Annotated in this window: 12 protein-coding genes and 1 pseudogene; 9 read left to right on the forward strand and 4 right to left on the reverse strand. The window is 69.8% G+C overall.

All coding sequences use genetic code 11. The annotated features are described in order from the left end of the window. Positions 1 to 13: 13 nt before the first annotated feature. Both NAM01S_RS12225 and NAM01S_RS12230 read right to left on the reverse strand, forming a co-directional pair. The gene (locus NAM01S_RS12225) at positions 14 to 670 is read right to left on the reverse strand and encodes a TetR/AcrR family transcriptional regulator (protein ID WP_067784203.1); all 657 of its coding nucleotides are present in this window, start codon (positions 668 to 670) and stop codon (positions 14 to 16) included. 73 nt (positions 671 to 743) lie between these two features. Further along, positions 744 to 1,115: an SPW repeat domain-containing protein gene (locus NAM01S_RS12230; protein ID WP_067784047.1), complete on the reverse strand. Its 372-nt coding sequence runs from the start codon at positions 1,113 to 1,115 to the stop codon at positions 744 to 746. Positions 1,116 to 1,305: 190 nt separating this feature from the next. Here NAM01S_RS12230 and NAM01S_RS12235 point away from each other — a divergent pair, with 190 nt between their 5' ends. From NAM01S_RS12235 to NAM01S_RS12245, 3 genes are all read left to right on the forward strand, one after another. Then, on the forward strand, positions 1,306 to 2,502 hold the full coding sequence (locus NAM01S_RS12235; protein WP_067784050.1) for an NAD(P)/FAD-dependent oxidoreductase: 1,197 nt from the start codon (positions 1,306 to 1,308) through the stop codon (positions 2,500 to 2,502). Positions 2,503 to 2,544: 42 nt separating this feature from the next. Beyond that, positions 2,545 to 3,306 (forward strand): glutamate racemase, encoded by a 762-nt coding sequence (locus tag NAM01S_RS12240; RefSeq protein ID WP_067784205.1) that lies wholly within the window; start codon positions 2,545 to 2,547, stop codon positions 3,304 to 3,306. Positions 3,307 to 3,803: 497 nt separating this feature from the next. Beyond that, a complete protein-coding gene (locus NAM01S_RS12245) occupies positions 3,804 to 4,547 on the forward strand; it encodes a DNA alkylation repair protein (RefSeq protein WP_067784053.1) in 744 nt (247 codons plus the stop codon). A gap of 206 nt (positions 4,548 to 4,753) precedes the next feature. Here NAM01S_RS12245 and NAM01S_RS12250 read toward each other — a convergent pair whose 3' ends face one another. Together NAM01S_RS12250 and mftR2 are read right to left on the reverse strand one after the other, a co-directional pair. After that, the gene (locus NAM01S_RS12250) at positions 4,754 to 5,809 is read right to left on the reverse strand and encodes a ferredoxin--NADP reductase (RefSeq protein ID WP_067784054.1); all 1,056 of its coding nucleotides are present in this window, start codon (positions 5,807 to 5,809) and stop codon (positions 4,754 to 4,756) included. A 76-nt stretch (positions 5,810 to 5,885) separates the two neighbouring features. Further along, complete coding sequence (gene mftR2 / locus NAM01S_RS12255) at positions 5,886 to 6,524, reverse strand: mycofactocin system transcriptional regulator MftR2 (RefSeq protein ID WP_245910086.1); 639 nt, start codon at positions 6,522 to 6,524, stop codon at positions 5,886 to 5,888. Between the two features lie 260 nt (positions 6,525 to 6,784). Here mftR2 and mftA point away from each other — a divergent pair, with 260 nt between their 5' ends. The 6 genes and pseudogenes from mftA to NAM01S_RS12280 all read left to right on the forward strand — a co-directional run bounded on the left by mftA (position 6,785) and on the right by NAM01S_RS12280 (position 13,163). Continuing rightward, a complete protein-coding gene (mftA, locus tag NAM01S_RS12260) occupies positions 6,785 to 6,889 on the forward strand; it encodes a mycofactocin precursor MftA (protein WP_067784055.1) in 105 nt (34 codons plus the stop codon). A gap of 13 nt (positions 6,890 to 6,902) precedes the next feature. Continuing rightward, positions 6,903 to 7,094 (forward strand): annotated as a pseudogene (mftB, locus tag NAM01S_RS36530) (mycofactocin biosynthesis chaperone MftB); the annotation flags it as partial. 213 nt (positions 7,095 to 7,307) lie between these two features. Further along, complete coding sequence (mftC, locus tag NAM01S_RS12265; protein WP_067784209.1) at positions 7,308 to 8,489, forward strand: mycofactocin radical SAM maturase; 1,182 nt, start codon at positions 7,308 to 7,310, stop codon at positions 8,487 to 8,489. Between the two features lie 230 nt (positions 8,490 to 8,719). Further along, the gene (mftF, locus tag NAM01S_RS12270; RefSeq protein ID WP_067784057.1) at positions 8,720 to 10,123 is read left to right on the forward strand and encodes a mycofactocin biosynthesis glycosyltransferase MftF; all 1,404 of its coding nucleotides are present in this window, start codon (positions 8,720 to 8,722) and stop codon (positions 10,121 to 10,123) included. 71 nt (positions 10,124 to 10,194) lie between these two features. Beyond that, entirely contained in the window at positions 10,195 to 11,667 is a 1,473-nt protein-coding gene (mftG, locus tag NAM01S_RS12275; RefSeq protein WP_067784058.1) for a mycofactocin dehydrogenase MftG, read from the forward strand. A gap of 125 nt (positions 11,668 to 11,792) precedes the next feature. Further along, entirely contained in the window at positions 11,793 to 13,163 is a 1,371-nt protein-coding gene (locus NAM01S_RS12280) for a GAF domain-containing protein (RefSeq protein ID WP_067784059.1), read from the forward strand. Positions 13,164 to 13,237 lie beyond the last annotated feature (74 nt).

A 13,237-nucleotide genomic window follows, 5' to 3' on the forward strand; every position in this document is an offset into this window, starting at 1 on the left:
ACGCGGACCGGCGTCAGCCGAGTTGGGTCATGCCTGCGGCGACGACTTGGGCGACGTTGAGGATTTCGTCGGTGGTGGGGAGGGGGATGCCGTCGAGGGCGTGTAGGCGGTCGGTGCTCGCGATGGCGAACATGGCCGAGACCCAGGCGGCGGCGCAGGCGCGCAGGGTGCCGGGGCGGACGGGGGCGGGTGCGCTGGCCTGGAGGACGCGGGCGGTCACGTCGAGGAGCTGGTCGCGCAGGTGGCGGAGTTGGCGGCGCACGTCGGGATGGGTGTCGGCCTCGCGCCACATGATCACCCGCAGCACCGAGGAGTGGTGGTCGCGCAGGTTCAGCGCGGCGTCGAGGTTGACCAGGCTCGTGGCCGGATCGCCGGGGGCTACGACGGCGCCGATGTCGTCGATCGGCTGGGTGGGCATGCGCTCGGCCATGAGCGCGGACAGGATCGAATCCTTGGTCGGGAAGTAGTAGAAGACAAGGCCTTTGGGGACGCCGGCGCCCGCGGCGATGGCCGCCGTCGCGGTGGCGTCGAATCCCTGTGCCGCGAAAAGGTTTTCGGCGGCGTCCAGGATGAGTTGCCGGGCGTCGCCGTCGATCTTGGCGCTGCGGCGGCGCCCGGTCCGGGCGGGATCGTCCGGTCGCCGGACCAAGTGGCGACCGGGTTTGGGCATCTGCATCAGTGGTGCGTCCTCGTTGCCGTCCGGCCGAAGACCGGTTCGCGGTTCAGGATTCGCACGTCACGCATCAGAGGTGCGGAGCAACTCCGCCGCTCGTCGTCCGGTGCATGCGCGCCGTGACCGCGGGCAGCGCAGCGATCGCGACGACAACCGTGACCACGCCGACGACCCATGAGGTCCAGGATGCACCGCGGAACTCGGTGTAGTCCATCGCCCATGGCGCGATGAACAGCAGTGCGCCGAACAGCGCCATCGCGTAGTCGGCCATAGCCATGGCCGGTCGGGCCATCTGGGCCAGGCCGGTGAGGGCGATCAAGACGCCGAGGACGATCATCGTCCACATTGCCCTGTCGTTCGTGTCCACCCAGATGGGGGACAGCGCGGTGAAGGCGCCGAGGATGACGGCAAGCAGGTCCTGCGCGCGACTCTCGGTGAACATGGTGTGCCTCCTAGGGCTCGAATTATGTTCTGACCTCGGTATAGTCCTGATTGACCGCCCGATCAATATCGGTACGGACACGATTGCGTGGCGATCCCCGGCCCCTTTCGAGAGTGACTGCCGACACATCCGAACTGAACCAAGCAGACGCTAGGGTGAGGGTCGTACCGACGGATGAAGGGATTGCCGCATGACCGCGCCGATCGTGATCGTGGGGGCCGGACTCGCCGGGCTGCGCACCGCCGAGGAACTGCGCCGCGCCGGATACGCCGGCGAGCTGGTCCTGGTCGGCGACGAGGCGCGATTGCCCTACGACCGCCCGCCGCTGTCCAAGCAATTCGTCCGCGGCGAGACCGACGACACCACGCTGCGCCCCGCGGAATTCTTCGAGGAGAAGCGGATCGAGCTGCGCCTGAACGCCACGGCGACCGCCGTGGACACCGCGGCGCGGCGGATCACCCTGGCCGACGGCGGCGCCATCGACTACGACCAGCTCGTCATCGCGACGGGTCTGCGTCCACGCCGCCTGCCCGGCCTCCCCGAACTGACGGGCGTGCACGTGCTGCGCGGACACGCGGACGCGGCCGCGCTGCGCGACGAATTACGCGGCGCCACAAGGGCGCTCGTGGTCGGCGCGGGCTTCATCGGCTGCGAGCTCGCGGCCAGTTTCCGCGCGAGCGGCGTCGAGGTGACGCTGATCGAACCGCAACCGACGCCGCTGGCCTCCGTCCTCGGCGAGCGGGTCGGCGAGCTGGTCGCGCGCATGCACCGCGCCGAGGGCGTCGACCTGCGCTGCCACACCGGACTGGACACCTTCCTCGCCGACGCCGCGGGCCGGGTGCGCGGCGCGGTGTTGTCCGACGGCACGGAGCTGCTCACGGACCTGGTCGTGATCGGCGTCGGCTCGCGACCGGTGACCGAATGGCTGAGCGATTCCGGGATCGCCCTCGCCGAACCCGCCGACGGTGGCGGCGTGCTCGCCGACGAGGTCGGCCGGACCTCCGCGGATCGGGTGTGGGCCGTTGGCGATGTCGCCGCGTGGCGGCACGAGACGGGCGAGCGCAAGCGGGTCGAGCACTGGACCAACGCGGGCGAACAAGCCAAACTGCTGGCCTGCGCGCTGCTCGGCGCCGAGCCGCCGAGCGCGGCGCGGGTTCCGTACTTCTGGAGCGACCAGTACGACGTGAAGATCCAGGCCCTCGGCACCCCGAGCGCCGCCGACGAGGTCACCGTCGTCACCGACGACGGCCGCAAGTTCCTCGCCTACTACGCCAAGAACGGCGTCCTCACCGGCGTCGTCGGGGCGGGGATGACGGGCCAGGTCATGAAGGCCCGCGCCAAGATCGCCGCGGCGGCGCCGGTCGCCGACCTGCTCGCGTCCACCTGAGACGGTTCGGCCGGGGGATGCGCCTGTAATACGGTGGTCGATGTGATCGTCGCGCTCATCGACTCGGGGCTGGGTTTGCTGCCCACGGCCGCTTGGCTGCGCAAGCTGCGGCCGGACGTGGACCTGCTGCTGCAACTCGATCCGGACGGCGCTCCCTGGGGCCCGAAGCCGGAGCGGTGGACCGTCGATCGCGTGGTGAGCGCGGCACGCACGTCGGTCGAGTCGGGCGCCGAAGTGATCGTGCTGCCCTGCAATACGGCCAGCGTCACCGCGCTGGAACACGTGCGCGCCGACGTCGGCCCCGGCATCCCGGTGATCGGCACCGTGCCCGCCATCAAGCCCGCGGCCGCGGCCTGCCGCTCGGTCGCGGTGTGGGCCACCGCGGCGACCACCGCGAGCAAGTACCAGGCCGACCTCATCGCGGAGTTTGGCGGCGACGCCAAGGTGGTCGGCGTCGCCTGCCACGGCCTCGCCGACGCCATCGACCGAGGCGATCTCGTGGCGGCCCGCGATTCCATCACCCGCGCCGCCGAGCAGACGCCCGACGACGTGGAGGGCGTCGTCCTCGGCTGCACGCACTACCCGCTGGTCATCGACGCCATCGTGGCGGCGCTGCCGGTCGGTGTCCGCCTGTTCGACAGCGCGCAAGCCGTTGCCGCGCAAACCATTCGGCGGATGGACGCGCTCGGCAGGCCGACCACCGGCAACGGCGTCGTGCGCGTCCTGAACAGCGGCCGCCCCGGCACACTCCCCGCCAGCGCCGCGGCCTTCGAATCCGGCCGCATCCTCGGCGCCCAGCCTTGATTGTCGTTCGCCGGTCGTCTCCGGAGCAGCAGTCCGCAGGCTCGAGTCCGTCGAGGGCGGTTGGGTGCGATTAACACTGTTCAGCTGGACAGTGTCAAGTATCATCGGACAGGTCACGCGAGTGATGCCGAGCGGGTGGGACGCCGCGCCAACGACGCCCCACCCTGATGGGTTCAGCTGGCCCACACTCGGCGGACCAACAGGAGCGCCCCGGCGATCACGGCAGCCCCGCACAGGACAATGCCGTAATCGACCGGGGTCGTGCTCTTCTTCCGGCGATGTTTCGCCAACCCGTCACCTCCTTTCCCGGCGCGATACGGACCGGACCAACGGTGTCCGCATCGCCCCTGAGCTGGAGGTGGGCCAACCTAGTCGAGCCGGGCGACTGGAATGGCAAGAACCGCAACGGGTACCGCGACTAATGGTTCGGCGGCTCGTGCTGAAATGGGTGTGGTCGAGTGGATCCCGCGCTATGCCGAGGAATCGGAGGGCTGTTCATGATCGAAACCGCGCCGACCGCGGCGGATGTGCGGCAGGCGCTCGCCGAGGTCGCCGACCCCGCCGATGCGATCCATCTCCAGCGCTTCTTCAAGACCGGTCCCGGTGAGTACGGCGAGGGCGACGTGTTCATCGGGGTGCGCGTCCCGACGACCCGCGCGGTCGCCAAACGCTTTGCCGCACTGGACCTCACCGAGATCGACGACCTGCTCGACAGCGCCGTGCACGAGGAGCGCCTCGCCGGTCTGGTCATCCTGAACGCACGCTTCGCGAAGGCGGCCAAGCCGCGCACGCTCGACGTGGCGGGACAGGAGAAGATGGTGCGGCTGTACCTGGACGCCGTGCGCCGCGGCCGGGTGAACAACTGGGACCTCGTCGACGTGTCCGCCGAGAACGTCCTCGGCCCGTGGTTGCTGGACCGGCCGCGGGATCTGCTCTTCGAACTGGCCGCCGCGGATTCGCTGTGGGAGCGCCGCGTCGCCCTGCTGACCACCTTCGCCTTCATCAAGGCGGGCGACCCGAGCACGACCTTCCAGCTCTGCGAACAACTCCTGACCGACCGCCGCGACCTCATCCAGAAGGCGGTCGGCTGGATGCTCCGCGAGGTCGGCAAGCGCATCGACCGTGCACTGCTGACCGGCTTCCTGGACGAGCACGCACCCCGAATGGGCCGCACCGCGCTCGGCTACGCCACCGAACACCTCGAAGCATCCGAGCGCAGCGCCTACCGAGCCGCGCGCTGACCACCTAGCCGTCTGCGCCGCCCGGCGACCGGACCGCATCGAGCGCCGCGCGGCCCGGAGATCGCACGGTCCTCAGCGCCCGACAACCTAGCGGCCGGGGGACCGCATGGTGCCGGCCACTCGGCCGCTGGGTCGAGTGCGTGGCAAAAAGATCGCATCGCGCAGGGGCCCGCGTCGCTCGAGCACCACGCGCACCCACGCTTCGCTCAGAACTGGATGCGCAAGCGATCCGTGACCGGCCGCGCCTGGCAGCCGAGGATGTACCCGTTCTCGATGTCCTCGGGGTCGAGGATCTCGGCGTTCTCCATCTCGACCTTGCCCTCGAGCACCGTGCAGGCGCAGGACCCGCACTCGCCCTCCTGGCAGGAGTAGGGCACGTCGAGACCCTTGGCGAGCATGATGTCGACCAGCGTCTGCTTGCGCGGCCAGCTCAGCTCGTGCACCTCGCCGTCGAGTTCCACCTCGACGGTCGCCGCGTCGGCGGCCTCCTCGTCGCTCACCTCGACCGGCGCCTGGTCGGCGAACGGGTCTCCGGCGAGGGAATTGAACACCTCGGCGTGCGTGCGCGAGCGCGGAACGCCGAGGCTGCCGAGCGCGTCGTGCACCCGGTCCATGAACGGCTTCGGCCCGCACATGAACGCCTCGTAGCCGGTGTAGGGCGCGACCAGGGTGGCGAGCGTGTCGGCGGTCGGCAGGCCGAGCAGCGGCTCGAGCCAGTGGATCACGGTGAGCCGCTGCGGGTGCTTCTCGACGAGCTCGCGCAGTTCGCGCGCGAAGATCACGGTTTCCGCGTCGCGGTTGGCGTAGACGAGCACGATCTTGCCGTTGCCGCGGGCCAGCGCGGACTTCAGGATCGACATGACCGGCGTGATGCCGCTGCCCGCGCCGAACAGCAGCAGATCCTCGTCGAGGTTCTTCGGTGTGAAGACGCCGGAGGGCGGCAGCACCTCGAGCTGATCGCCCGCTTTCACGTTGTCGCACACCCAGTTCGAGCCGTACCCGCCGTCGGTGCGCTTCACGGTGACCTTGGGCTGGTCGTCGGTGTGCGGCGAACTGGCCAGCGAGTAGCAGCGGGCCACCGAGCCGGTCAGGTCGCTGGGGATGCGCAGCGTGAGGAACTGGCCCGGCTTGTACTGGAACTTCTCGCGCAACTCGTCGGGGACGTCGAAGACCAGCGAATTGGTGTCGGCCGTCTCGGCGATGACCGCGGCAACCCGCAGCACGAACGAGCGCGAGCCGTGGGGAACTTCGACGGTTGTCATGACGTCCTCTCGAATCCGGCACCGTCGGCGGCCGCTGGTCCGGCGGCCACCGACAAAACTAGAACGTGTTTCAGTTTCATCGTACGTCGCGGTCCGGCTGGTGGACAAGCTGGGCCTCGAGACCGGCGATCAGCACCTCCATGCCGAAGTCGTAGGCGTACTTGCCGCGCAGGTCGGATATGTACTTCGTGGCCCGCTCCACCGACTCCGGCAGCGCGACTTCCGACAGCGGGGCACGGTCGCGCGGGTTCACCCGGCTGCGGCCGAACAGGTAGGTGTGGATCGTCGCGTAGGCGGCGAGCACGTTGCGGTCGGAGAACCCCGCCTCGAACAGGATCTCCATGATGGCTGCGATCAGATCGAGCTGTTTGCCCAGCATCTGCTCGATGAGCACATCGCCGAGCCCGGGGTGCTTGCGCAGTTTCTCATCGATCTGATCGATGAGTTCGCGCAGGCGCTGCTGCCAGGGCCCGGATTCCGGCGGTGGCTTGCGCACTCCGGTGAGTGCGGCGCTGGCGACGAGGTCGAGCAGCTCGCGCTTGTCGGCCACGTAGTAGTACGGCGCCATGGGGGAGACGCCGAGTTCGCGGGAAAGTCGCCGCATGGACAGCTTTTCCACGCCATCCGCGCGAACCACGCGCAGCGCGGCCTCGACGATCTCGGACTCCGACAGTGTGTTTCCGCCCCCGCTCGCCTGCATTCGACCGACTCCCATGCCACCTCTACTGCCGCGGGCATGTGCCGCCCGTCACGTTCTGTTCAGCTGCGCTACACCCGAAGTCTAGAGTGCGGCGCTGTCGACCGGTGGGGGTGCGGCCGGTGCCCGCGCGACCGGCGGTTGGGGCGCACTGGTGCGGCGATAGGGAAGGGTGGGTCCCATCGATTGGAACGTGTTTCACTTTTGCGGGGCTTGTCGCTATGGTGTGACAGGGACTACACAGGTGGTCGCGTTCCGTCGTCAACTCGGAGGTTCTCATGCCGCATCAGTTCATCGCACCGAGCGACACCGACGAAGCGGAGCTCGTCGAGGAGAGCCTCATCGAAGAGGTGTCCATCGACGGCATGTGCGGCGTCTACTGACGGGGCGACCGGCATGCTCGATCTCGATGCCCGATGGCAACTCCATCCGAGGGTGGCGCTGCGGCCCGAACCCTTCGGCGCGCTGCTCTACCACTTCGGCACGCGCAAGCTCTCGTTCCTGAAGAGTCCGCGCGTCGTCGAGATCGTGCGGTCGCTGCCGGAGCACGCGTCGGCACGTTCGGCCCTGCGCGCGGCAGGTGTGGCCGACGAAGGCGCCGCGCCGTACGTGCGGGCGCTCGCGCAACTCGCCGAAGGTGACATGATCATCGGCGCGCCGGTGCATTCGGCCGGCGCCGCGGGAGCCAAGCCCGCGCTGGCGCAGGCCGTCCGGCCGGATGCGGGGGTGGTCCCGCGGTCGGGCGGCGCTGCATCATCGAGCGCCGCGTCCGCCGGTGCCGCGTCGCAAGCCGATCGGGCGGTGCGGCTCGTCGATCGTTTCGAGAGCGGCCTCGCCGCGCCGATCTGCCTCACCTGGGAACTCACCTACGCCTGCAATCTGTCCTGCGTGCACTGTCTTTCGTCGTCCGGGCGTCGCGATCCGCGCGAGCTCAGCACCGAGCAGTGCAAGGCGCTGATCGACGAGTTCGAGCGCATGCAGGTGTTCTACGTCAACATCGGCGGCGGTGAACCCACTGTGCGCCCGGACTTCTGGGAGCTGGTCGACTACGCGACCGCGCACAACGTGGGAGTCAAGTTCTCCACCAACGGTGTTCGCATCACGCCGGATGTCGCGGCCCGGCTGGCCGCGAGCGACTATGTGGACGTGCAGATCTCGCTGGACGGCGCGGACGCGGCGGTCAACGACGCGGTGCGCGGACCCGGCTCCTACGACATGGCTATCCGGGCGCTGGAGAACCTGTCCGCCGCCGGTTTCAAGGATGCGAAGCTCTCCGTCGTGGCGACCAGGCACAACATCGGCCAGCTCGACGAGTTCCGCGCGATCGCCGAAAAGTACGGCGCGACATTGCGTCTCACCCGCCTGCGGCCCTCCGGTCGCGGCGCGGACGTGTGGGACGAGCTGCATCCCACGCCGGACCAGCAGCGGGTGCTCTACGACTGGCTGTTGCGCAACGGCGAGGGCGTGCTGACGGGCGACTCGTTCTTCCACCTCTCGGCCTTCGGGCAGGCGCTGCCCGGTCTGAACATGTGCGGCGCGGGCCGCGTGGTCTGCCTCGTCGACCCGGTGGGCGACGTGTACGCCTGCCCGTTCGCCATCCACGACCGCTTCCTGGCCGGAAACGTGGTGTCCGACGGCGGTTTTCGCGCCGTGTGGCAGACCTCGCAGCTGTTCTCCGAGCTGCGCGCGCCGAGCGGCGGCGGCGCCTGCTCTGGATGCGCGCACTACGACGCCTGCCGCGGCGGCTGCATGGCGGCGAAGTTCTTCACCGGACTGCCCGCCGACGGACCGGACCCGGAGTGCGTGCAGGGCTACGGCGAGGCCGCGCTTGCCGACACCGGACGGACCATTCCCCGCTCCACGGTGGACCACTCGCGCCGGGCGGCGCCGCGCCGAGGCACGGCACGCAAGGCGGGGCCGATCCCGCTCACCCTCTCGGCCCGGCGTCCGTCGCGCGCCTGTGACGAGAGTCCCCTGGCATGATCACCCGCCGGTTGCCAGCCGTGCGCTGCCAGCCGGCGAGCGCAGCGGATCGAGGGTCGGTCGATGAATAGCCGACATGTTGCTACACAGTGCGATCGAGGTGTCCGCAACTTCACCGCAACACGCCGCGGTGCGGGCGGCGCACGGTCACGGGCCTATTCGCGCGGAATTCGATCCTTTTTTCGGGACCGATGATGCCCGCGCGCGAATCTCCGCCTAGCATGCCAGGAATGCGCCATGATCGACTGCCCGACGGCTTCGGGGTACGGATCGATCCACGGGTACGCGCATACTCCGGGGGACGCATCCTGATCGGGGGCTCACCCGCCAGGTTGCTGCGACTTGCCCCGGAGGCCGCCGAGATGATCGGCGACGGGTACCTCGAGGTCACCGACCCCAAGTCGGCGGTTGTTGCCAGACGGCTGCTCGATTCCGGAGTCGCCAACCCGCGGCCGCAACTGCTGCCTTCGCCCGACGACGTGACCGTCATCGTGCCGCTGCACAACAACGCCGACGGCCTTGCCCGGCTGTTGGCTGCGCTGCGCGGCCACAACGTGATCGTCGTGGACGACGGCTCCGACCAACCGGTGCGGATTCCCGAATCGCGGGGCACCCGCTGCCGGGTCACCGTGCTGCGCCACGACCGGCGGCAGGGTCCCGCGGCGGCCCGCAATGCCGGGCTGCGGGCGGCGACAAGCGAATTCGTCGCCTTCCTCGACTCCGACGTGGTGCCGCGCAGCGGCTGGCTCGAGGTGATGCTCGGGCACTTCAGCGATCCCGAGGTCGCGCTCGTCGCACCGCGCATCGTGGCGCTCGATCCGGAGTCCAACGCGCTGGCCCGCTACGAGCACACCCGCTCCTCGCTCGACCTGGGCAGGCGGGAAGCGGCCGTGCAATCCCGCGGCCTTGTCTCGTACGTGCCGAGCGCCGCGCTGCTGGTGCGGCGGCAGGCGCTGCTCGCCGAAGGCGGCTTCGACGAGACCATGCGGGTCGCCGAGGACGTGGACCTGTGCTGGCGGCTGGAGCGGGCGGGCTGGCGGCTGCGCTACGAGCCCGCCGCGCACGTGGCGCACGATCACCGCGTCTCGTTCCCGTCCTGGTTCGGGCGAAAGCTGTTCTACGGCACCGGCGCGGCGCCGCTCGGCGAGCGGCACGGCAATGGCATGGTCTCACCGCTGTCGGTGCCGTCCTGGACGGTGCTCGCCGCGGTGCTGTTCGGGACGATGACGAAGTGGGGCCTGTTCGGCGGCATCGTCACCCTGGCCACCGCGCTCGCGCGGCTGCGCCGGGTGTTCACCGCGCTGGACAACCCGACGCGCATCGCGGCCATCTACCTCGCCCGCGGGTTCTTCGCGGGGCTGTGGCGGCTGGCGTCGGCGATGTGCAGGCACTACTGGCCGGTGACCGTGCTCGCGATGCTGGTCTCCCGGCGTATCCGGCGGATCGCGGTGACCATGGCGGTGGCCGACGGCCTCGCCGACTGGTTCACCCACCGCGACGCGGGCGGGCTCGACCCGTTCCGCTACCTGGCCTACAAGCGCCTCGACGACATCGCCTACGGCACCGGGCTCTGGCTCGGCGCCTACCGGGCGCGCAGCGTCGAGTCGCTCAAACCCACGGCGCCGTCGCGGTGAAATCCACCGCGCCACCGCGCTGATCGTTGTTTGCCGGGCCGACGGCCCGCCCGTCGGATGAGCTGGTTCCTATGGTCGACACCCTGATCGTCGGTGGCGGCACCGCGGGCTGCGTGCTCGCGGCAAGGCTGAGCGAACAGCCGGACCACACCGTGCGCCTGCTGGAGGCGGGCCCGGTGTGGTCGGCCGCGGCCGACATGCCCGCGGCGCTGCGCGATGCGACGCGGCTGCCGATCGGGCCGGAGTCGCGGTGGCTGTGGCGGTATTCCGCGACGCTGGCGGCGAGCTCGGACGACGCTCGCGCCGTCGAGGGAAACCTGGTGCGCGGGCGGGCGCTCGGCGGCTCGAGCACGATCAACGGCAGCTATTTCGTGCGCGCGCCCTCGGCCGATTTCGCGGCGTGGAGCGCGGCGCTCGGCGGGGCGGCGGAATGGTCCTTCGAGTCCGTGCTGCCCGCCTATCGCAAGCTGGAGGACGACCGCGACTACGGCGACCGGCCCGGCCACGGTCGCGGCGGCCCGATCCCGGTGCGCCGCACGGCCGTACCGACGCCGGTGAGTCGCGAGTTCGCCGCGGCGGCGCGCGCCGCGGGCTTCGCCGAGGTGCCCGATTTGAACGCGCTGCCGGGGACGGGTCCCGCCGAAGGCGTTGGCCCGGTGCCGTGCAATGTCGACGGCGGTGCGCGGGTCGGCACCGCGTCGGCTTATCTGCTGCCTGCGCTCGGCCGTCCGAATCTGACGGTGCGGGGCGGAATTGTGGTGTCGCGCATCCTTTTCCGCGGTACCAGGGCGGTCGGCGTCGAGTACAAGCTCGGCGAGACCACCGGCACGACGACGGCCGATCGGATCGTGCTGTGCGCGGGTGCCGTGGAGTCGGCGGCGTTGCTGCTGCGGTCCGGGATCGGTCCGCCGGACCAGCTCCGGGCGCTCGGCATACCGGTCGTCGCGTCGTCGCCTGTCGGCGCCCGGTTCGACGATCATCCCGAGATCGGTCTCGAATACCAGCTCGACGTTCCGACGCCCGCCGCGGTGCCGCTGGAGTACGTGCTGAGTCTCGACGACATCGAAATCCGGCCTTACACAGTCCCGTTCGCCGGTGACCGGCACCGCATGGGCGTCGCGCTGATGCGTCCCGAGTCCGCTGGTGTGTTGCGATTGCGCGGCCCCGATCCGCTCGCCCCGCTCCGGATCGAGCACCGCTACCTCGCGGGTTCGGCCGATCGCGCGCGGTTGCGGGAGGCCGTCGCACTGGCCGCGGATGTGCTGCGACGAATACCGGGTGCGTACCCGTGTCGCCCGCCGCCGGAGGGCGGCGACGACGCCTGGCTCCGCGCGAATCTTTCCACCTCGCAACATCTCTCGGGAACCTGCCGGATGGGCGGCGAGCGGGACGAGCACGCGGTGGTCGACGCGCGGTGCGCGGTGCGCGGGGTGAGCGGCTTGTCCGTGGTGGATCTGTCGGTGGTTCCGGTGCCGCTGAGTCGAGGACCGCAGGCCACGGCGGTGATGCTCGCCGAACACGCCGCGGGCTGGCTCACATCGTGAAGTGAAAGACGAATGGGTCACAAAATGAGGAGGTCCGCCCCGGGTGTGAGCTGGCGGACAAACCGGAATAACCGCCCTTACCCCTGAATACGCGCCGGTACAGTTTGTGGCGGAAAGAAAGGCAAATGGTCAGCAATCTTGCAGGTGGGCGGTCCCCACGGCACGGCGTCGAACCCGGCACGCAACTCGGCGCTTTGGAAGCCTATGCCGCACAAGCACACGGATATCTTAGCGCGGGTGGCGAACAGCTGTCGCAGCTAGCCGGTCTGCTGCGTCCGCTCGTGCTGGAATCCTGGCTGCGCAGCCTGCGTAGCGGCGTCGATCCAATGGACGTGCTCAGCGAGCGCGGCCTGCGCGGCGCCGATCTGCAACGCTACCGCGACGCCCATCCAATGGCCGCCCTGATGCCGCTCGTCGACAAATTGCTCGTCGAGGACGCGGCCCGCACCTGCTTGATCGTTTTGATCGCCGACCAATTCGGCCGAGTCCTTTGGGTGCACGGCAAACCCGAGCAAGTCGCCGCCGCCGCCGAAATCGGTTTGCGCGCGGGCGACGATCTGAGTGAGCGCCGGGTCGGCACCAATGCCGTCGGCTTGGTGGTCCGCACCGGCCGCGCCGCCTGGATCCACGGTCCCGAGCACTTCCTGCACCGCATGCACCAGATCACCGGCGCCGCGGCGCCCGTGCACGATCCGGACGGCAGGCTGGTCGGTGTCCTGGTGATAGCCGGCGGTGTGCGGGTGGCGAAGCCGGAGATACTGGCGCTGGTCAAGGCGACGGCCACCGCGGCGGAGATGGACCTCCTGCTCAGCGCGATGCGCTCGGGCAGGCACGGCGGGCCGGGACGGGACCGGCCCGAACCCGCGGCGCCCGCCGAGTCGCGCGGGCTCGGACTCGACGTGCTCGGTCTCGGCCAGCCGCAGTTGACCATCGCGGGCGACCGAGTTCCGTTGTCGCAGCGGCACGCCGAGATCCTGCTGCTGCTGGCCGAACATCCGGAAGGGCTCGGAGCGGACCACCTCGCGCTGCTGCTGGACGACACCGACCTGGACAACGGAACGATCCGCGCCGCCATGTCCCGGCTGCGCTCGGTGGTCGGACCGACCGTATTCGGCTCGCGCCCATACAAGTTGCGCGTCCACGTCGCAACCGATGTGGAGGCGCTGCGGGCCGCGCTGGATTCCGGTGATGTCGATTCCGCATTACGTCTCTATGCCGGTCCGGTGCTGCCGCGTTCCACCGCTCCGGGAATTATCGATATTCGTGACGAACTGCGCGTCCGGTTGCGCGCCGCGGTTCTCGGTTCGCGCGAGGCCTCGGTGTTGCGGCGGTGGACCGCGGGCGCGGAGGGCCGCGACGACGCCGCGGCATGGGCCGCGTACCGGTCGGTAGTAGATCGCGATTCTCCGCTGTATGCGCAGATCGAGGCCAAGATTCGGGTGCTCGATCGCCGCCTCGGCGCCGATGCAACGCGGATGCAACGTTCCGGCTCATAGTCTGCACATCCGAAAGTGCGGTAGCTCACATAGCGACCTTGATTGTGGTCGCGCGCACAAATCTGCTCGGAGTT

The sequence above is a fragment of the Nocardia amikacinitolerans NBRC 108937 genome (assembly GCF_001612615.1).
Classification (GTDB): domain Bacteria; phylum Actinomycetota; class Actinomycetes; order Mycobacteriales; family Mycobacteriaceae; genus Nocardia; species Nocardia amikacinitolerans.